Here is an 18,425-nt window from a genome sequence, read left to right on the forward strand (position 1 = left end):
TGGCGCGGTGAGCAGGACGACAATACTCCGGTTCGGGGTACAAAATATCGCTGGCTGCGGGTCAGTTCTGAGCGACGCAAACACAAAGTCCAGCACCGAGTTGATTGGGGTTGAAATCAAAGCCCGCATCCTGTTGAAATATCCCAGTCAAAACCAGCGGCAAGGTCTGGGTGCGCGCCCATTCGTTGAGCAATTGGGCCTGTTGATGCCGACGACTCGCCGTTTGCCCATTGCCCCGATGCAAATTGCCGAGCCGGTCGAAATTCAAACTCCACCACCATTGATGTGCTCCAGTTCCTCGTGTTGCAGGTAGGTCAATGGGCATCGTAGAGTATCTGCTCTCGGAGCGTCCCAGCAACCAGCGGTAGTCCCATTGGCTCGCCTGTCGAAACATTTTCATCCAGGCGTTGCTTTCCACTTCGGAAAACCCCCAGACATGCACCTGCTAGCCCTGCAGGTCTGCGCTTCCCGATTCCACGTTAAACACGGCGACGAATCCACCAGCAGCAGCGTCAGAATTGCTCAACCCGTCTTCATGGTAACCAGCGGGGCTGTCGTCCCCAGAGACCCAAGTCCTGCGGCTGTTGACCCACCGGATTGGCGCCCAACGGGAGTCGCCACAGGTGCCCGTTCATCTCCAGCAACATCTGGCGGCCATCGGGAGAAAGGGCCATGTGGGGAGGCGTCGGGTCGGCAAATTGCACCAGCGGCAGGATTTGCTTCGTTGGTATGACAATGGCGGCCAAGTATGGTAACTCCTGAAAATTGGTGGTTTCACTTGCTTCCGTTGCCAGCACGTACACCCAGGGCCGGCGTGGGTCAAAACAGGCGCTCAAAATCGAACCGCGCAACCGCAGCAACTCCTGCTCCTGTGTCTCACCCACTAGAAACAGCGAACGGGTGAAATCGCTGTTGAACTTCACCATCAAGGCCCGTGTACCCCGCCGGTCAAACTCTAGCAACTGGCCGAATTTGGGTAAAAACTCCAGCGGTGCCGCGTCCGGCTGCAACGGCATCAAAGCCAGACCTTGACCCTTGGCCATCACCAAATTCTGACCATCCGGCGTCACCCGGAAATCGCCCTCCAGACCAACTGCCAATGCCCGCCGGTCACCCTGCAAACTCACCTGCCACAGGCCCGAAGGCGTCCCAGGCGCCAAACCTGCCCGCGCCACAATGAGCTTTTGACCATCCGGCGCCAGGTCAAACTTCAAGTTCTGAAACCCTTCGCTGGGCAATATCGTGGCCACCTGACCCGCTTCCCGACGGGGGGGCGTTCCCTCCGGCGTGGCATACTGCAAGCCCGTCGTCACCGTGTAAATGGCCACTGCAACGGCGGGGTCGCCCTGTTTCTGGGCGCTGAACACAATCCGATCCGCCTGGGGCAAAGGTTGGGCGTCCAACACGACCAATTCGGGGGGCGTCAACACCCGGTGCGTTCCCTGGGTCAGATTGTGCAACACCAGGCGTCCGGCCTCATCCCCTTGCGTTCCCACGTAGATAAACGCCTGGTCCCGCGTCCGAAACCGGCCTGTAAAGGGTTCCATCTCTCGCCCTTGACCAAACTTATCCTGTGCGCCAGTGATTGTCACCTGGTAAGCCTGACCGTAGGGCGCTGGTTCGAGCAGCGTGTAGGCCATTTGCCGTCCCGCCCAACTCACCTTGCCCCGCAACTCCGGCGTGATGCGCAACCCCTGTTCCACCGTGCGGGTGTTCATCGGGCGATTGAAGGTCAAGATAAACGCCTGGTCCTGCGCCCCGATGACCCGTTCCTGCCAGGAGAACTGCTGCACGCGCGGGCGCGACCGGTCGCCACCGCTGAGCAACAACACCGTCACCAGCGCCAGGAGAATCAAAACCGTCACCGCCGCCCGGTCCAATGGCTGTTTGAGCATCACCTGCGTCCCTTGAGCCTCAAATGGATTCAGCGTTAGCCGTTTTGGAACGGCGTGTGCGCCCCCGGTACTCAGATTTACGGCGTAACCCCAGCGCCTGCACCTGCAGCGAATCTCGTCCGTACTGGGCAATCACTTGCTCTTTCGCTCCCAGGATCAAGTTATGGAATCGCCATTCACTGCGGTTGGCCTCATCCCGCGCCGCCTTGGCTGCTGCCAACGCCTGAACCTCTAAAGCCTGTTTTTCCTTCATCGTTTGCAGCGCTTCCTGAAGCACCTCCTTCCGGTAGGCCGGATTACTTGGGTTGTAATCGGGAAACGCCAGCAGCGCCGCCAAGGCCTCCTGGTCCGCCTGGAGCAAAGCTGGCCTTAAACGCCGCGTCTCGTCTTTTGCCATACCACACCCCCGCCACATAATACCACTAACAATCTACCTTTTAGCCAAGTAAATGTAAAGCAAAAATTATCTGTACTGGCTTTTAGCCTATCTAGATTAGTCAATAATGCAAGACAGCTAAAGCATAAGCCAGGGATATTATTTAATCGCATTTCTATCTTAAAGCTAAATCGAGTAGGCGTAAAGCAAGCGCTGACTTGGCGATAAAGTAGTTGGTTGCATGGATATTGTTGCAGTCATTCTATCAGGTTTAGTGCGTACCAGTGGGGGAGCCAGGGGTTTCTAACGCCCGCCCGTGCTCTTTCCCAGGATGCAGCAGAAAATTTTCCATCGAACCAAGGGCAATGACGCCTGGCAAGCTGCTCCTTCAAACTCCATCTGTTTTCATCAATTTTCTTAGGTTTAATATGCATAGAATTTAACTAGAAAACATTAAGCTTTATCTAGTCTAAAAAATCTGCCCAAGATTGACAATGAATAAGCCGTTGGTTAGATTGGGTTTGTGGAAATTAGGGGCATCAATTGGTCGGCAAAATTTGTGTTGAGTTTAAGGGAAGGTTATGAACCAGATTACAATTCTTCGACAGCTAGAAACAGCTTTGCAGGACCCCTGTTTAGTCTTACAGGTGGCTTCGGCGGCTCCCTATCTCCAAGTGGTAGTTAACCGCACGGGCGACCGTCCCGATTACCCCGCCCTCAGCCGTCGAATTGCTGAGCTAGTCGGACAGATGGACTTGCCGGAAATCCAGTACGTCGCTGTTTATGGGCGCGTGTACGGACAAGAGGAAGTTGAGTATGAAGAAAGCCTACCCCTTCTCAAAACGCCGGTCACTGCGCCCTCCACTGAAAATCCGTTTGTTGCCGCCGCTGCTGAACCCGAGCCATTTACTCTCTCCAAGTATTGTTTCACCCGCAATCGGAGTTTATTAACTGCCAGCCTGCCCAGTCCCAAGTTATCCATTGCCGAGTTGATTCGAGATTTTCATGGGTTTACGGATACGGAGAAGCAAGCCATTTTGGAGGAACTAGGGAAGTTTTTGCGGAATCCCGATGCAGTGAACACCCAAACCTGGTCGGAAACAATGCGGGCCTGGTTAGGGCGGGCGCGTTCCTTCTCTGATGAAGATATGCGCAGTTTTGCCATTTGGATGAGCCGCTATTGCGCCAACCCAGAGAAGACTTTAGAGACAGTGCAGGCGACGATTCAAGCCGCTAAAGAAGCAGAAAGAGAACGCCGGCGCCAGGAACGGGAAGCTCGCTTGGCAGAACCGAAAGGCTCTCTATCAGTCCCCAGTAGCCGTCGGTCATCTGTTCCCCCAACCGCAACGCGCTCTAGCTCTAGCCATCAATCAAGCGTCAATTCGTTGACCATAGCATTTTCTCTTCTCTTCTTATTCACCTTGACAATTGGCATTACAATTTTTGGCCAAGCAATTACCCTTTCAATCTCTATCCTAAGTAAGCTTATTTTTTTACTGTCTCTCCTTGGCGGGTGGTATCTTAGCCTATGCAATGAAGTACAGTTTTTGATAATTGGTCGCATGAGCGCAAAGGCTCTAGTTACTCACATTGTGTTGTTGGTTTTGGCTCTGATTCCAGGGACAATTGTTTACTTTATTACACTCTTATTTCTTCCCTGGGTGGCCTATGGTTTGGTTGGTGGCTTAGCTGGCGCTTGGATTGGGAGTATTTGTCGTTCAATCGTACGGATCATAGGTGATCCGGAAGAATATGAACTAATGAAGTATGCTCGTTTTAGAGGTCTAGCAATGTACGTAGTGGGAGTAAGTTTTTTAGGCATTCTCATAGCAACTTTTGGGGGATTTCTCTTGCGGCTAAGCCGTCCTAATCCTGAAATTGCCTTGCCTCGTGCAAAGCTAGATGGTTTTTCAGAAGCAACTTGCGCGCAACTAGTTGAGCGTGTGGAAAGGGAACGTGTAACTGTAGAAGATGTCATTGACTTACTAGGGGACAACGCGACCATTGAGACTGACATTCTCAGCGGCGAGACGACTTACACCTGGGATTATGCCAATGCAAAAATTGTATTGGCGACTGAAGGTGCTAGCCCAAGCGCTGTTGTGGATAGAGTGCTCACTTGTGAGCAAAAGTGAAGAGATAGGCAAGAGTGAAGGGAAGCTACTTGCTTGACCCCATTCACCTTTTAGAGTGGCAAGAAATCCTAGAACTGATAGGAAAATTTGAGGTTTTTTTCTATGGAGACTTTCAACCAGCTAAATAGGCGGGTAAAAAGCGGCCATTTTACGGTACAATAATTTGCTTGAGGCTAAACCCACTGCTACAGAAGTCATCTCCGTCCATCTTGAGATGGGATCTAAAGGTTTCAAAACAAATCCAAAGTTAGAAACGCCGGCCCATATTTGGGAGTACGATAATGCCGAAGTTGTGTTACTAGCTGATGGGAAAGAATCGAGTGCTGTTGTGAAAAAGGTGGCTAGATGTATAGTCGGTGAGCAAGGCAAATTTCCAGGCAAGAGCTGGGTCGGTTTCGATGAATATTGACGACTATTTAGCTTTAGCAGTCTAAAATGACAAAAGGAGGAACTTCAGAAGGTAAACGATGCGAGCATTTGTAGCTGGCGCAACGGGACAGACAGGGCGCAGGATTGTCCAGGAACTCCGCAAGCGGGGGGTTGCTGTGCGCGCAGGCGTGCGGGATATGGACCGGGCCAACCAAATTCTTCCGGCAGATGTAGAACTGGTGCTGATGGATGTCACCAAGCCCGAAACACTCCCCAAAGCAGTTGCCGGCTGTGATGTAGTGTTGTGTGCGACGGGAGCGCGGCCCTCGTTCAACGTCACAGAACCCTGGGCGGTGGATTGCTGCGGCACCCAAAATCTGGTGGATGTGGCCAAGTTTCACAAGGTGCAGCATTTTGTGCTGGTGTCTTCATTGTGCGTCTCTCAGTTCTTCCATCCCCTGAACTTGTTTTGGTTTATTTTGTATTGGAAAAAGCAGGCGGAACTGTATTTGCAAAACAGCGGGTTGACTTATACGATTGTGCGACCGGGGGGCTTATTGAATGAGGACATCCCCGGAGGATTAGTGATTCAAGGACCGGATACGCTGTTTGAGGGGCGGATTCCCCGGCAAAAAGTAGCACAGGTGTGTGTCGAAGCGCTGCATCAACCGGCAGCCCGGAACGGCATTTTTGAAATCATTACCCGCCCTGAGCAGCCTGAATCGCCGCCGGAGTGCTGGTTTTCACAGGTTGCCGTTGCGAGCCGCCAGTAGGAAAATCACCGCCGGTCCCGCTAGAATAATTAGGGCAATGATAATCAATTGCACCAGCGTTTCCCAGTTCTCCAGCAGTGCGGCCATAGACTCCCTCCCAGACGAACACCCAGCCAGTCATTGTAGGGGAAGCGGGTTACAGCCAGCTCAATCGCTACAAGATGTTTTATAAAAAGAGAGAGGTGTGAGGAGCGCCGATGCGACGGTGGTGGCGTTGGCTGGCTTGGACCATTCTCGCTCTGTTTTGGCTGGCAGCGACTCAGGCGTGGGGATGGTGGCGAAAACCGGCTGAGACGCCTTTGATTAGCCAACTTTCGCCCCTACCGGCAGGGCCAGGGCTGTGCCCACCAGGATTGTCACCAGCGAAATCGTGGCCCAAGTACCAGCCCCGTGAAGAAACAGCCTTTGTGCATCCCAGTAACTACGGCTTGCGGCACCGGCTAGATGCAGAAGGGCAACCGATTGACTACGCGCCGCTGATTGTGCTTCACGAGACGGCTGGCCCCGCTGATGCCGCCATTAGCCTGTTCCAGACAGACCACACGGGTCGGGACGATTTGCAGGTGAGTTACCACGTGCTCATCCGCCGCGATGGGACGGTGGTGTACCTGGTGCCGCCGGAGTTTCGCGCCTACGGAGCAGCGCCGTCCTCCTTTCGCGGAGAAGCGGTAAAAACCAACCCCAACGGCGTGTTTTCTGTCAATAACTTTGCCTATCACATCTCGTTGGAGTCACCAGTGGATGGCTACTACCGCCCACCCCAACCGTCACTGACTCCCCAGCCGAATGGAGTAAGAACCACGAAACCTGAGCCGAGTCCAACACCGCCGGCTAATCCCCTGGTTCATAGCGGTTACACCGACGCCCAGTACCAATCGCTGGCGTGGTTGATTGCCAAAACCTGTGTGCCTTGGGAACGCATCACCACCCACAAAGCGGTGGATACGTCTGGCACGCGCGTAGACCCCCGCAGTTTCGACTGGCGCAAATTCCGCCGCTACCTAAACCAATACCCCCGCCGCCGGGAAATTTTCTTCGGCTTTCATAATGAATAGCCCCTTGCTGGAACGGGAACATCCTGGGTAAAGTAAGACTCAAAACGGTGCGTTAAGGGGTGGGTTCGGTGCGTCTACGATTCTGGGGAGCGATACTTGCTGGCTTTTTAGCACTACCAGGCGGAGTTTCATGGGCGCAGTCCATCACACCAGCTAACGACGGCACCGGCACCCAGGTCCAGCGCTTTGACAACCGCTACGACATCAGCGGCGGACGCCAAGCCGGACGCAATCTCTTCCACAGTTTTGGCCTGTTTAACCTTGACCCAGGCCACATCGCCAACTTTCTAGCCAACCCGAGCCTGCGCAACATCCTGGCGCGGGTTACAGGGGGGTCAGCGTCCTTCATCAATGGTTTGATTCAAGTCACCGGCGGCACCCCCAACCTGTACTTGATGAATCCGGCGGGGATTTTGTTTGGTTCCCAGGCGACGTTGCATGTACCGGCGGCGTTTGTGGCTACAACGGCCAACCGGATTGTGTTTCCAGGGGGAAGTTTTTCGGCCTACGGCCCCAACGACTACAGCCAACTCACGGGCGACCCCGTTGGTTTTGGGTTTGACCGCAAGAATCCGGCGGCGATTATCAACGAGGGGAAACTGACGGTGAACCCTGGTCAGGGTGTGGGGCTAGTGGGTGGACAAGTCATCAACACAGGAACCATTCAAGCGCCGGGGGGAACTATCACCATCGCCGCCGTGCCGGGAGAAAATCTGGTGCGCCTGTCAGTGCCGGGACAGGTGCTCAGTTTGGAATTTCATCCCCAGCAACTGGCCCAAGCAGTGGACGACCAAGGCCAGCTTCCCGTAACGCGCTTGCCAGAGTTGCTCACGGGGACCCAAACCCTTACTCCCCACGCTGATGGGACGATTAGTGTAGCTGGTTCCAACGTCAGAATCCCGATGCAGCCAGGAACAGCCGTGGTTTCAGGGCGAGTGGACGTTTCTGCGCCAGACCGTCCGGGAGGTCAGGTGGGCATCTTTAGCCAACGGGTGGCTCTTGTTAGGGGTGAAGCAAATGCTTCTGGCGAAACCGGCGGAGGACATGTTCTCATCGGAGGTGAGTTTCAGGGACGCGGGCCAGTTCCCAACGCGGAATACACGTTTGTGGACTGGGATGTCATCCTTCGCGCGGATGCAATCAACGCTGGCCATGGGGGCCGGGTGATTGTCTGGGCTGATAAAACGACGGATTTTCGAGGAACAATCACGGCTAGAGGTGGTCAAACAGCAGGTGATGGGGGTTTTGTTGAAGTCTCAGGTAAGGAAAATTTACGCTTTACTGGGCGGGTGGATACATCGGCACCGAAGGGTCGGCCAGGTACCCTGTTGCTAGACCCAGAAAATATCCTTGTGGTAGCGGGGACAGGTGCAAATGACTCCGAGTTATTGGATAATCAAATTCTCTTTAGTGATGCGCCAGGAGCCACCTTCACAATTGGGGCGTCTAGACTGCTAGAACAACTGCGCTCAAACAGCGTTTTCTTACAAGCCACTAACAATATCGAATTTAATACTGAACTCAGTGGTTCTTCAGAGTTCCCTACTACCTTGTTTGCCGAAGCCGGCAATAATATTGATGCAAGGGGAGATATTTTGTTCAGCAATATTGGCATAAATTTTGATGCAAGGAATAGCATTTCACTCAGAAACTTAAGGGCTGAGAGTGTTTTCTTACGGACACAAGGGTCAACGACAATTGGCAACATTGCATCGCAAGGTAGGGTGGACATCCGTACTGAAGGGAGTATTACTATCGGGGATATTAGTGCGGGTGCGGATGTTATTGTGTTTAGTGGTTTCAGGAATAGGGATCTCAGCTTTAGGCTTGCTCCAGGTATTGGTGACAGGCCGATTCAAATCTATGAGTCGGTGAACTTTTCAGGACGGGGAGGAGACATTCAAGTTGGTAACGTGACCACAAGTGGTGATGAGCTTTGGATTGCTACCGGCAGAGGTAGTGTGCGGACAGGTAATCTGATAAACACTTATGATGGTCCTTTCTTAAAATATATTGATGTCTATGCACCAGACTTGGTAGAAACAGGGTTCATTGATACCCGAACACCGAATGGAGTCGGTGGTGATGTCTGGTTACTGAGCCGAGGAGATGTCCGTGTTACCCGCACCAATTCCGATGGTTTTAGCATTGATACCCGTGGCAGCGTGCGCGGTGGCGATATTTTGATTCGATACGGGCCGGGCAATCAATTTACGGTTGGGAATGCCGCAATCAATGGCACTGCAGGGGGCATCACTACCGGTGAATTTTTGGTTACACCACCCCAGCAATTCGTCGGCCTACAGCTCGGCACTCAACGACCTGGAACGATTCAGATTGGGGACCCTGATGAGTCTCTGCTGCTAAAAGACTTGTTTGCCTTGCTGTTTGAAATTCTGGATTTCAGCCTGGAGGACTTCGGTGACTTCGTGCTCGCAAGTCCTTTTGTCATTGCCCAAGCGTTGGCGGCTGGCGACTACGGCGCAATTATCAACTTGGACAATTTGTTTGGGAGTGAGTTTAATCGGGCACTGGGAAGCAAGGCCATCAATAATCTCAATACGGTTGATGAAGTCGGTGAAATGCTCAGCCGGTTGGCGCAGGAGACGGGGAAGAAACCGGCGATTGTGTACCTGATGGTCGATGAACAGCAGTTGACCATTGCTGCGTTGACGCCAGGGAGCCGGGCTGCAAAGGCGTCAAGTCTTGTAGCTTCCACAACCCTGGGGGTGGCACAAAGTAACGACCAAACGCAACCAATTGTCCGGGGCCTTCCCGAAGCAAGACGCTCCCAGGTGATACCCGTTGTTGAACGCTTCTTGAACACCCTGCGCGACCCCCGCCTGCGCACTAGTGACGCCTATCTCAAAGATGCCCAACAGTTGTACCGCTGGTTGATTGCGCCGATTGAACCGGAACTGCGGGCGCGCGGGATTGAAACGTTGATGTTTTCCCTGGATAGCGGTTTGCGCCTGTTGCCCCTGGCGGCGCTGCACGATGGCCGACAATTCCTGGTGGAAAAATACAGCCTGTCCCTGATTCCCAGCGTCAACTTGATTGATACCCGCTATCGCCCACTCCGCAATGTGCCGGTACTGGCAATGGGCGCCGATACCTTTGCCGACCAGGCTCCCTTGCCGGCGGTGCCGGTGGAGCTGCAACTGATTACTGACATCTGGCCAGGGCGCCGGTTCTTGAATCAGGAATTCACGGTGGAACGGCTGACGCAAGAACGCCGGCAAACGGGGTATCCGATTGTGCATCTGGCTACTCACGCAGATTTTGCACCTGGACGGTTGGAGAATTCCTACATTGAGTTTGGGAATAACCAGCGGTTGTTGTTTCCCCAACTGCGCCGGTTGCCGTTACGGGAACCCAATCCAGTGGAGTTACTGACCTTGAGTGCCTGTCGCACGGCGGTGGGGGATGCCACCGCTGAATTGGGTTTTGCGGGTTTGGCGGTGCAGACGGGGGCCAAAAGTGCCCTGGCGTCGCTGTGGTATGTGTCGGACGAAGGGACGCTGGCGCTGATGAACGAGTTTTACCGGAACTTGCAGCAGGCGCCCATCAAGGCGGAGGCGCTACGCCAGGCCCAGATAGCGCTGTTACGGGGGCAAGTAGTGTTCAAGGGTGGGGAGTTGCGCAGTGTGCGTGGGAATGTACCGGTGCCCCCTGCAATTGCCCAGCGAGGTGACCAGCCCCTGAACCATCCCTACTACTGGGCCGGATTTACCCTGATTGGGAGTCCGTGGTGAGTCGTGTGCTGATGTAACTGATGACTTCGTCGGGGGTTTGCGCTAGGTGAACCTGCGGTGAAAGGTGCTGGAAAAAGGTTTGCGCCACTAGGGGCATCTCCAGCAGAATCACCGGTTTGCCGAACTTGATGGCCAAAGCCAGCTCGGAGGTCGTACCGGCTCCCCATCCACAACCCACCACCACTTGGCTTGCTAGCACGTTAATCACGTTGCGGGCCTGCCCCAATCCCGTCGGGATCACAATGTCCAACTCGGGAACGGCTGCTGCAGGCGTCGCTTCCGGCAGGATACCGATGGTAAGTCCGCCCGCTTGGTGTGCGCCCACCGTTGCTGCCCGCATGACACCGACGTTGCGACCGCCAGTCAACAACACCCAACCAGCGCGGGCAATTTTTTCCCCTAATACTCTGGCAACGCGGCAAATGTCGGGGCTGGCTCCTTCTCCTGGCCCCATGACGCCCACAATGACCCTACGGCTCAATTTCCCGCTTCATCCGTTCCAGCGCTTGCTTCATCTGGTCAAACATCTGCTGGGGCGTCAGGCCAAACCGCTCCAGAAAGGTCTCCAACTGCTTATAGGTCAGCTTGGCCATGAAGTCGTCCGACAGCTCCACTCGCTTCATAAAAATCCGGTACCGCTCCAGCAGGTTTTCCATCTGCTCGATGTACAGCCGCTTGCCCTCCCGGTCAAACTTGCCATACTGACTGCCCAACTGCAACAGGTTTTGATAGTCCTGGAAAATCTGGCGAGCCTCCGACTGCACAATCTCCGAGTCAAAAAAACTCATAGGCGCCAACCTGCTCTAACTCCGCTTTCTTTCACCTTAACGCCTAGCCAGCGCCCCCTGGAGTGGGGAAATCCGCCATCCCCGCCGTTTGTGACAGTTTTTTACGACCCCTGTGGACAAATCCCCTAAAAATTCTGTATCATTGGATACAGAAAGGTAAGATAATTTCCTGCAGAGAGCAACGACCACATCACGTCAGGCGGAGGGACAGGAACGATGGACATGCAACAACGGGCACGGCTACTGATGGTGCAACGGACGGCCCAGATCCGGAATCGGCAGCAAAGTCTGTTAGGCCGGACGGCGGCGGAAGCGGGAGTTCACCAACTGCCGGGTTACTTTGGCCATATCCAAGGAAAGGTGCAACCGACGTTTCGCATTGACTACGACCACGGGCCGAGCGCTCTGAGCTAGGTCGAGTCTTCAGATTAGGGCAGCGAGGGGTAGTCTGACTACCCCCTATTTTTGTTGGTTTCCTAAGGAAAAATTGAAATTATGTTAAACTGGAGCACTGGACGCGGGTCGGTAGCTCAGCGGTAGAGCACTCGGCTTTTAACCGATTGGCCCTGGGTTCGATCCCCAGCCGACCCATGGAGAAAGCTACAGCCGTTTTGGGTAGCGCTAAGATACGGGTGAAACCATTTGGGCACAGCGTATGGCTTGGGACGGAAACTATATCAAGTGCCCGCAATGTAGTTATGACCGGAATCCTATCGGTGCGTCCAGGTGTGAAATTTGTGGTTATCGGCTGAAAAAGCGTTTTCCGATTGTTCCTGTCATAGCGACGATAGTGGGTGCTGTCGTCCTAGGCGCAGGGGGATTTTGGGTCTTGACCCAGGTGGCCCGGCAAACGTCAGGGACGGCTGCCACGCCCGCAGCGGGTCCAAGCGTCACACCAACACCGGTGGCTGTAACCCCTGTTGCGCCGGCGGGTCAGTCGTCTGGCATCACCATCGTCTCCCGCTTGGCGGATGTACCGGATGTGCCGGCGGGGACGTTCAATTACGGGGGTTCCACCACGTTTGCGCCCCTGCGGGCCGACTGGATTAACCAGCGCATTTACCAGGCCCATCCCCAGTTCCGGCTGCGCTACGTAGAACCGCCGGGGGGGAAACCCGGCTCCGGTGCTGGGATTCAGATGTTGCTCGAGGGTCAGCTCTCCATCGCCCAGTCGTCGCGACCCCTCAAGGATGAAGAATTTCGCCGGGCGCAGCTCCGGGGGTTTCGGCTCGAGCAGGTGGCCATCGCTTTTGACGCGCTGGCGATTTATGTGCATCCCCAGGTGAGAGCAGCCTTGCCAGGGCTGACGGTCGCCCAGGTGCGGGAGATTTTCACAGGCCGAGTAACGAATTGGCGACAGGTAGGCGGCCCAAATTTGCCGGTGGTGCCCTTTAGCCGCAATCTGCAAGCAGGGGGAACGGTGGACTTTTTCAAAGAGACGGTGCTGCTGGGGGATTCGCTGGGGCCAAATGTGCGAGAAATCCGCGATACCACCCATTCGTTGCGTCAGGTGGGTAAGACGCCGGGCGGGGTCGGGTACGCCACGGTTTCGGAGGTGGTGCGTCAGGAAATGGTGCGCATTGTGCCGATTGCCAAAGGGCCAGGAGCGCCTTACGTAGCGCCAGACCTCAACGGTCAGCAGGTGAATTTGGATGTCATTACCAACGGCGCTTACCCGATCACCCGGCGGTTATTTATCATCATCAAGCGGGATGGGACGTTAGACGAAAAAGCCAGTGTGGCCTATGCCAATTTGTTTCTCAGTGATGAGGGACAACAGTTGGTGAAGGAAGCGGGTTTTGCGCCTCTACGTTAGGTAGCAAACTTTAGCAGGATGCGGCTAAGATACGAGTGGAACTGTTCGGGTGCTGGAGATGACCCAGGACTACAGTTACGACAAGTGCCCCCAGTGCGGCTACGACCGGAATCCCCTTGGCGCCCGCAAGTGTGAGATTTGTGGCTATTCCCTGAAGAAAGGGTTGCCAGTGGTGCCGGTTCTGATGACATTGGCGGGAGTTGCCGTGTTAGGGGGTGGAGGGTACTGGCTCGTGACTCAGTTGATGCGGCCAGCACCAGTGGTCACCTCGTCGCCGAACCCCAATGCGACGGTTGCGCCCGCGCGTCCTGACCCGAGCGGAAATCCCCCAGCACCGGTGGCTGTAACCCCTGTTGCGCCGGCGGGTCAGTCGCCTGGCATCACCATCGTCTCCCGCTTGGCGGATGTACCGGATGTGCCAGCAGGGACGTTCAATTACGGGGGTTCCACCACGTTTGCGCCCTTGCGGTCGGAGCGGATCAACCAGGCAATCTATCAGGCCCATCCTCAGTTCCGGTTGCGCTATGTGGAACCGCCAGGGGGGAAACCCGGTTCCGGTGCCGGGATTGAAATGCTCATTAATGGTCAACTAGCAATTGCCCAGTCGTCGCGACCCCTGAAGGATGAGGAATTTCAACGCGCCCAGACACGGGGGTTCCGCCTCGAGCAAGTCCCCATCGCGAACGACGCGATTGCCATCTACGTGAATCCCCAGGTCAAAATCCCTGGCTTAACCGTGGCGCAGGTGCGGGAGATTTTCACAGGCCGAGTAACGAATTGGCGGCAGGTGGGCGGCCCCGATTTGCCGGTGGTGCCCTTTAGCCGCAATCTGCAAGCCGGGGGAACGGTGGACTTTTTCAAAGAAGCGGTGCTGCTTAATAACCCCCTAGGGCCGAACGTCCGCGAACCCCGTGATACAACAGATTCCCTACGCAAGGTTGGGGCAACGCCGGGAGGAGTTGGTTACGCGACGGTTTCCGAGGTGGTGCGCCAGGAGATGGTGCGCATTGTGCCGATTGCCAAGGAGGCGGGCGCTCCCTACGTTGCACCTGACATCAACGGTCGGGAGGTCAATTTGGAAGTACTCACCAACGGCACCTATCCCATTACCCGTCGTCTTTTTCTCATCATCAAGCGCGATGGAACGATTGATGAAAAAGCCAGCGTCGCCTACGCCAATTTCTTTCTCAGCGATGAGGGCCAACGCCTGATTAAAGAAGCGGGTTTTGCGCCGTTGCGGTGATGTTAATGTTAAATAAGCTAGGACGGGTTTTCCCCTTGGATTCTGGTGCAAATTTCTTTTCTATCAGCTTTACTCCCCGAAGTTGTTGAACTACCCCCACCGTTGAAATGGGCTGGTGGTAAGCGCTGGTTAGTCCCCACGCTGAAATCCCTGTGGCAACCCTACTCGTCCTTCCGGCTAGTGGAACCCTTTGTGGGCGGCTTGGCGATTGCTTTGGGGTTGCGTCCCCAGCGGGCGCTACTAAATGACATCAATCCCCATCTCATCAACTTCTATCGCCAACTGCAAAACGGTTTAGTGATTGATTTGCCGATGGAAAATAACGCTGCCTGTTACTACAGACACCGGCAAAAATTTAACGAGTTGATTGCGAACCACCAGGCTAATACTCCCCTGGCAGCCGCCCTTTTTTACTATCTCAACCGGACCGGATACAATGGCCTTTGTCGCTTCAACCGCCAGGGTCAGTTTAATGTGCCGTTTGGTCGTTATCGCGTGATCCATTACCGCAGCAATTTTCTGGAATACCAGCCCTTGCTCCAGCGCTGGGAATTCCGTTGTGGTGATTTTGGTGATTTGGAGTTGGAACCTACCGATTTTATCTACGCTGACCCTCCCTACGATGTGGAGTTCACCAGTTATAGCCAGGAGGACTTTGGTTGGAAGGACCAGGTGCGCCTGGCCCACTGGTTAGCTCAGCATCCGGGTCCAGTTGTAGCCTCGAATCAAGCGACCGATAGAATAATCCGCCTGTACCGTGATTTGGGGTTTTACGTGCAGGTGGTGGAAGCTCCACGCATGATTGCCTGCAATGGCGACCGGTCGCCGGCAAGAGAGATACTGGCAATGAAGTTGGCTCGTGAATAGAGGATGAGAAGCGGTCAAGTGTTTCAATCCCTGATTATCCCTGTCCTGCAACAGAATGGTTATTCATTCACGCCTCAATATGCTCTCAGTCCTGGCCTTGCTGGTATAGCTAAGCACACAATGTTCGGCATGAGCAGCAACTGGAAACCTTGACGCTTTTGCCTTGCCTGCTGCTCAAGTACGCCAACTTAAATGTTGTCTGCTATATACCTGTTTCACTAAAATATAGCTGAGCAGCTTCGGTTTGTCAGGGCGATGGCAGGAAACCCCAAGGTGGAGCTGCGCCCTGCGACCCAAGAGCTGACAACCATAGATGGCCCAGCTATAGCAGCAGATGTCTGGAACAGCCCAAGAAAAGGCACCATTTGAAGTTATATAGCTAAGCACACAATGCTTGACATAGGCGGCAACCGGAACCCTACATGTTTCGCTGTTGGTTGCTTCCCAGGCGCAACAACCTAAATGTTTCCTGCTATAAAGCTTATTCATGCCATTCAAAATTTCGGGTTTCCCTACGCCTATCTCATTCTGGGTGGCCCAGGTTGGAACAGCAATATTCAATCTTTCTACCTGGGGGGAAACCTCAGTACTTACATTCCTCAGGCTCACCGCGTTCGACTAATGGATATAGGAAATTTTATTGCCTTAGCTAACAGTCGGAAACTGTAAATTTACGCGCCAGTAACGTTCTCATTTGGGAAATTTTTGACTCTGCCACGCCGCCCATATAGCCAAGCGACTTTAGTTTGTCAGAGTGAAAACCAGGGTTGGAGCTTCGCCCTGCAACTCGCTATATCCTTCAGCGGCTTTGGACTCCAGCTTCCCACCACCAGGCCACACCTGCTACCAGCACGTTCACAACCGGTAGGAGCGAAGAGTAAAACGCCCACCGTTGCCAGCGCCGCCAAAAACATAGCCAGCTTACGATGACAGCCGACCCTAACGTCCCTGGTAAGGTCCACACGGCCCCTACTAGTAACCGTTGGGCTGCTGTGCGCGCCTCGGTCCATCCTAGCATCCCCCTTGCAAAGGCTGGCAACACAACCGCTATCAACATACTTGCCCAGACCACCGTCATCAGAATCAGGTACAGCCGCAACAACTTCATAAAAAATTCGACATAGCCCACTCCCAAGATTTATCAAACCACACTATCTCAAGCGTCGGGAATCCCTTAGGGTAACCGAAGCTGCAAGATTCAACCTGCGCCGATAGCTAAGCTACCTCAGTTTGTCGAAGAGATCATTGGAAAATCAAGAACGGGCTTGCGTTCCAAAGGACCATGAGCATGAACAACTTAGCGATAAATGACCTTTTCTGCTACCTTCCAATAACGGGAAAATCGTTGCAAATCCATGTCGGGCGTGCATGGTACCAACACCGGCGCCGATAAAACTTCTACTTCTAACATTTGCGCCAATTCTCGGCAGCACTGTTTGAAACGGGGACTAGGGCTGCTCGTCGTCACTACTTTTTGCGCTCCTTTTTCCTGGGCAAAGGCACAAATTTCGGCGACGACATGACCCCGGCGAATTTCCACCGGCAACTCCAGCAGGCATTCGTAAATAAAAACGATGCGCTTGCGGCTAATCCGCCACTCTCGCAGCAATTCGTCATCCCAAACCCACACTGCTGGCGCATTGGGGTAAGCCGCCAGAGCGGGATTGGTAGGACTCAAGCTATCGCCGTGTACCCAGACGATGGGGGTCGGCATGGGGAAACAGGCGCTGGGCGAGTTGTTCATAGCTCCCCCGAAAGGGACAAGTAGTGCGACCATCGTGGGGACAGGCCTCACACCAGCGACGGCGGCTGTAGCGGGCCAAATTCTCCTGATTGAAATAGTAGGGTTTGTGGCTAAACGTGCTGGCCACCCACTGCCACGACAAGTTATTGCTAGCTGGGTCCCCGTCGAGCAGATGCTCTAGAAACCAGCGCGCCCCCGCTTGCCACTTCACTCGCCGCCAATGCACCACGTAAGCCGCTAGCCACAGGCGCACATGATTGTGTAGGTAACCCGTGTCCTGGAGTTCGCGGCTGAAGCTGTCAATACACAGCAACCCCGTGCTGGCGTCAGGAATATCTCCAGGCAAGTCATCGGCGTAGTCCTCCGGCTGCCACCCGGTTTTGTAGGGTTCCCGGTCCTCCCAGATGCCGTCGCCCCATTGGTCGTACAGCGTTTGCCAGTACGCACGCCAGGCCAATTGCCGCACCAATGGTTCCGCCACCTTCCAAGAGTACCCTTGTTGCTGCAACCAGTCCCGCACTTCCACCAGAGTCAACACGCCGTGCCGGAGATAGGGCGACAGGCGGGTGACGGTTCCATCCAGATAATTGCGGGTATCCCCGTAGGTCTCTGGTTGGATGGTCGCCAGTTGGGCCAACGCAGCCTGCCGCCCGCCGCGTATCGGACTCACTGGCCCTGTGGCTTCAGGAAATTCCTGGGCGATGTAAGCCACTAACGCTTCCCGCGTGGCAAAGTCCCGGCGCAGGGTGGTCATAGGGTCGCCACTTCACTCCGGCGCTTGCGGCTCCGGCGTTGGGTGTCCTCAGTTGCTGGCGCAGTCGTAGGCGTGGGCGTTTGCAGCAGGAAGATAAGCAGGGGTTGACTTTTGAACTCCCGCCGGATGAGCCGCTGCAGAGCCGACTCCAGGGCATCCCGCAGTCCTGTCCAGTCAATTTCGGTGCCATTGACGGCGAATTCCGACCAGCGCTCTTGTACCGTTTGGGTGAGCGTGTCGTGAACCAGTTGCCGCAGCGCGTTCGTGGATAGGGTCGTCACTACACCCCGGATATGGACTTCCGGCATAGCCCAGAGTTGTCCCTGGCCGTCAATCGCCGCCGCCACTGTAACCACGCCTTCACCCGCCAACTGTTGCCGGTCCTGGAGCACCTGACCGCTGACAATCCCATCGCCTGACGCATCCACCAGTTCAATGCCCGCCTTCACCCGGTCCACCACCTGTATCCGGTCCGGCGTCAGTTCAATGACATCCCCGTTGTCCACAATCACGATATTTTCCTTGGGGATGCCCAGCGCCTGGGCCGTCTCGCTGTGTTTGACCAGCATCCGGTGCTCGCCGTGAATCGGGATAAAGAACTTGGGCTTGGTCAGGGCCAGCATAAGTTTTTGGTCCTCCTGGCATCCGTGGCCCGACACGTGAATCCCCCGCTCCTTGCCGTAAATCACCTTGGCCCCCTGGGCCATGAGCTTGTCAATTGTATTGACCACCGCAATCGTGTTGCCCGGGATGGGGTTGGCCGAAAACACCACCGTATCCGTTGGGCGAATCTGGATGTCCTTGTGCTCGCGGTTGGCGATGCGCGTTAGGGCTGACAACGGCTCCCCTTGCGAC

18 protein-coding genes and 1 tRNA gene are annotated in these 18,425 nt (G+C 54.9%); 9 read left to right on the top strand and 10 right to left on the bottom strand.

All coding sequences use genetic code 11. The features are described 5' to 3' along the window. Positions 1–61 precede the first annotated feature (61 nt). The 3 genes from NZ705_07065 to NZ705_07075 all read right to left on the bottom strand — a co-directional run bounded on the left by NZ705_07065 (position 62) and on the right by NZ705_07075 (position 2,292). Positions 62–400: a hypothetical protein gene (locus tag NZ705_07065; GenBank protein ID MCS7292716.1), complete on the bottom strand. Its 339-nt coding sequence runs from the start codon at positions 398–400 to the stop codon at positions 62–64. A 133-nt stretch (positions 401–533) separates the two neighbouring features. Next, positions 534–1,895, bottom strand: coding sequence for an Ig-like domain-containing protein (locus NZ705_07070; protein ID MCS7292717.1), 1,362 nt, complete (start codon positions 1,893–1,895; stop codon positions 534–536). Positions 1,896–1,914: 19 nt separating this feature from the next. Then, positions 1,915–2,292 carry a hypothetical protein gene (locus NZ705_07075; protein MCS7292718.1) on the bottom strand — a complete coding sequence of 126 codons (378 nt, stop codon included), beginning with the start codon at positions 2,290–2,292 and terminating at the stop codon, positions 1,915–1,917. A 560-nt stretch (positions 2,293–2,852) separates the two neighbouring features. Between NZ705_07075 and NZ705_07080 the strand changes: the two genes are divergently transcribed. Together NZ705_07080 and NZ705_07085 are read left to right on the top strand one after the other, a co-directional pair. Beyond that, complete coding sequence (locus NZ705_07080; protein ID MCS7292719.1) at positions 2,853–4,406, top strand: hypothetical protein; 1,554 nt, start codon at positions 2,853–2,855, stop codon at positions 4,404–4,406. A 467-nt stretch (positions 4,407–4,873) separates the two neighbouring features. Then, complete coding sequence (locus tag NZ705_07085) at positions 4,874–5,548, top strand: SDR family oxidoreductase (GenBank protein MCS7292720.1); 675 nt, start codon at positions 4,874–4,876, stop codon at positions 5,546–5,548. Here NZ705_07085 and NZ705_07090 read toward each other — a convergent pair. Further along, positions 5,519–5,635 (bottom strand): photosystem II reaction center protein Ycf12, encoded by a 117-nt coding sequence (locus NZ705_07090; protein MCS7292721.1) that lies wholly within the window; start codon positions 5,633–5,635, stop codon positions 5,519–5,521. The genes NZ705_07085 and NZ705_07090 overlap by 30 nt on opposite strands. Positions 5,636–5,745: 110 nt before the next feature. Between NZ705_07090 and NZ705_07095 the strand changes: the two genes are divergently transcribed. Next, entirely contained in the window at positions 5,746–6,603 is an 858-nt protein-coding gene (locus tag NZ705_07095; GenBank protein ID MCS7292722.1) for an N-acetylmuramoyl-L-alanine amidase, read from the top strand. Between the two features lie 59 nt (positions 6,604–6,662). Then, a complete protein-coding gene (locus NZ705_07100; protein MCS7292723.1) occupies positions 6,663–10,358 on the top strand; it encodes a CHAT domain-containing protein in 3,696 nt (1,231 codons plus the stop codon). On the opposite strand, the gene NZ705_07105 is transcribed toward NZ705_07100, so the two are convergent. Beyond that, a complete protein-coding gene (locus NZ705_07105; GenBank protein MCS7292724.1) occupies positions 10,333–10,839 on the bottom strand; it encodes a hypothetical protein in 507 nt (168 codons plus the stop codon). The genes NZ705_07100 and NZ705_07105 overlap by 26 nt on opposite strands. Then, positions 10,829–11,146 carry a DUF1825 family protein gene (locus tag NZ705_07110; protein MCS7292725.1) on the bottom strand — a complete coding sequence of 106 codons (318 nt, stop codon included), beginning with the start codon at positions 11,144–11,146 and terminating at the stop codon, positions 10,829–10,831. Before NZ705_07110 ends, NZ705_07105 begins: the two co-directional genes overlap by 11 nt. Positions 11,147–11,362: 216 nt before the next feature. Between NZ705_07110 and NZ705_07115 the strand changes: the two genes are divergently transcribed. The 5 genes from NZ705_07115 (at position 11,363) to NZ705_07135 (ending at position 15,072) form a co-directional block, all read left to right on the top strand. Beyond that, entirely contained in the window at positions 11,363–11,560 is a 198-nt protein-coding gene (locus NZ705_07115) for a hypothetical protein (protein ID MCS7292726.1), read from the top strand. A gap of 105 nt (positions 11,561–11,665) precedes the next feature. Continuing rightward, positions 11,666–11,737 (top strand) — tRNA-Lys (locus tag NZ705_07120). Between the two features lie 199 nt (positions 11,738–11,936). After that, positions 11,937–12,962 (top strand): PstS family phosphate ABC transporter substrate-binding protein, encoded by a 1,026-nt coding sequence (locus tag NZ705_07125; protein MCS7292727.1) that lies wholly within the window; start codon positions 11,937–11,939, stop codon positions 12,960–12,962. Positions 12,963–13,020: 58 nt separating this feature from the next. Continuing rightward, complete coding sequence (locus NZ705_07130) at positions 13,021–14,205, top strand: substrate-binding domain-containing protein (GenBank protein ID MCS7292728.1); 1,185 nt, start codon at positions 13,021–13,023, stop codon at positions 14,203–14,205. Between the two features lie 45 nt (positions 14,206–14,250). Further along, positions 14,251–15,072, top strand: a complete 822-nt coding sequence (locus NZ705_07135; protein ID MCS7292729.1) for a Dam family site-specific DNA-(adenine-N6)-methyltransferase — start codon at positions 14,251–14,253, stop codon at positions 15,070–15,072. Positions 15,073–15,871: 799 nt separating this feature from the next. Here NZ705_07135 and NZ705_07140 read toward each other — a convergent pair. The 4 genes from NZ705_07140 to NZ705_07155 form a co-directional block, all read right to left on the bottom strand. Next, complete coding sequence (locus tag NZ705_07140; protein MCS7292730.1) at positions 15,872–16,180, bottom strand: hypothetical protein; 309 nt, start codon at positions 16,178–16,180, stop codon at positions 15,872–15,874. A 189-nt stretch (positions 16,181–16,369) separates the two neighbouring features. Beyond that, positions 16,370–16,786 (bottom strand): hypothetical protein, encoded by a 417-nt coding sequence (locus NZ705_07145; protein ID MCS7292731.1) that lies wholly within the window; start codon positions 16,784–16,786, stop codon positions 16,370–16,372. After that, entirely contained in the window at positions 16,752–17,570 is an 819-nt protein-coding gene (locus NZ705_07150; protein MCS7292732.1) for a hypothetical protein, read from the bottom strand. The genes NZ705_07145 and NZ705_07150 overlap by 35 nt, the downstream gene beginning before the upstream one ends. Further along, a partial coding sequence (locus NZ705_07155) for a ribonuclease J (protein ID MCS7292733.1) occupies positions 17,567–18,425 on the bottom strand: 859 nt, incomplete at its 5' end. The genes NZ705_07150 and NZ705_07155, both read right to left, overlap by 4 nt.

It is taken from the genome of Gloeomargarita sp. SKYB120 (assembly GCA_025062155.1).
Classification (GTDB): Bacteria; Cyanobacteriota; Cyanobacteriia; order Gloeomargaritales; family Gloeomargaritaceae; genus Gloeomargarita.

What these genes read in the sequence shown, in the direction of transcription:
- NZ705_07065 (MCS7292716.1), bottom strand. Translation starts at nt 400, where the DNA reads ATGAAAATGTTTCGACAGGCGAGCCAATGGGACTACCGCTGGTTGCTG.
- NZ705_07070 (MCS7292717.1), bottom strand. Translation starts at nt 1,895, where the DNA reads ATGCTCAAACAGCCATTGGACCGGGCGGCGGTGACGGTTTTGATTCTC.
- NZ705_07075 (MCS7292718.1), bottom strand. Translation starts at nt 2,292, where the DNA reads ATGGCAAAAGACGAGACGCGGCGTTTAAGGCCAGCTTTGCTCCAGGCG.
- NZ705_07080 (MCS7292719.1), top strand. Translation starts at nt 2,853, where the DNA reads ATGAACCAGATTACAATTCTTCGACAGCTAGAAACAGCTTTGCAGGAC.
- NZ705_07085 (MCS7292720.1), top strand. Translation starts at nt 4,874, where the DNA reads ATGCGAGCATTTGTAGCTGGCGCAACGGGACAGACAGGGCGCAGGATT.
- NZ705_07090 (MCS7292721.1), bottom strand. Translation starts at nt 5,635, where the DNA reads ATGGCCGCACTGCTGGAGAACTGGGAAACGCTGGTGCAATTGATTATC.
- NZ705_07095 (MCS7292722.1), top strand. Translation starts at nt 5,746, where the DNA reads ATGCGACGGTGGTGGCGTTGGCTGGCTTGGACCATTCTCGCTCTGTTT.
- NZ705_07110 (MCS7292725.1), bottom strand. Translation starts at nt 11,146, where the DNA reads ATGAGTTTTTTTGACTCGGAGATTGTGCAGTCGGAGGCTCGCCAGATT.
- NZ705_07115 (MCS7292726.1), top strand. Translation starts at nt 11,363, where the DNA reads ATGGACATGCAACAACGGGCACGGCTACTGATGGTGCAACGGACGGCC.
- NZ705_07130 (MCS7292728.1), top strand. Translation starts at nt 13,021, where the DNA reads ATGACCCAGGACTACAGTTACGACAAGTGCCCCCAGTGCGGCTACGAC.
- NZ705_07140 (MCS7292730.1), bottom strand. Translation starts at nt 16,180, where the DNA reads ATGAAGTTGTTGCGGCTGTACCTGATTCTGATGACGGTGGTCTGGGCA.
- NZ705_07145 (MCS7292731.1), bottom strand. Translation starts at nt 16,786, where the DNA reads ATGCCGACCCCCATCGTCTGGGTACACGGCGATAGCTTGAGTCCTACC.
- NZ705_07150 (MCS7292732.1), bottom strand. Translation starts at nt 17,570, where the DNA reads ATGACCACCCTGCGCCGGGACTTTGCCACGCGGGAAGCGTTAGTGGCT.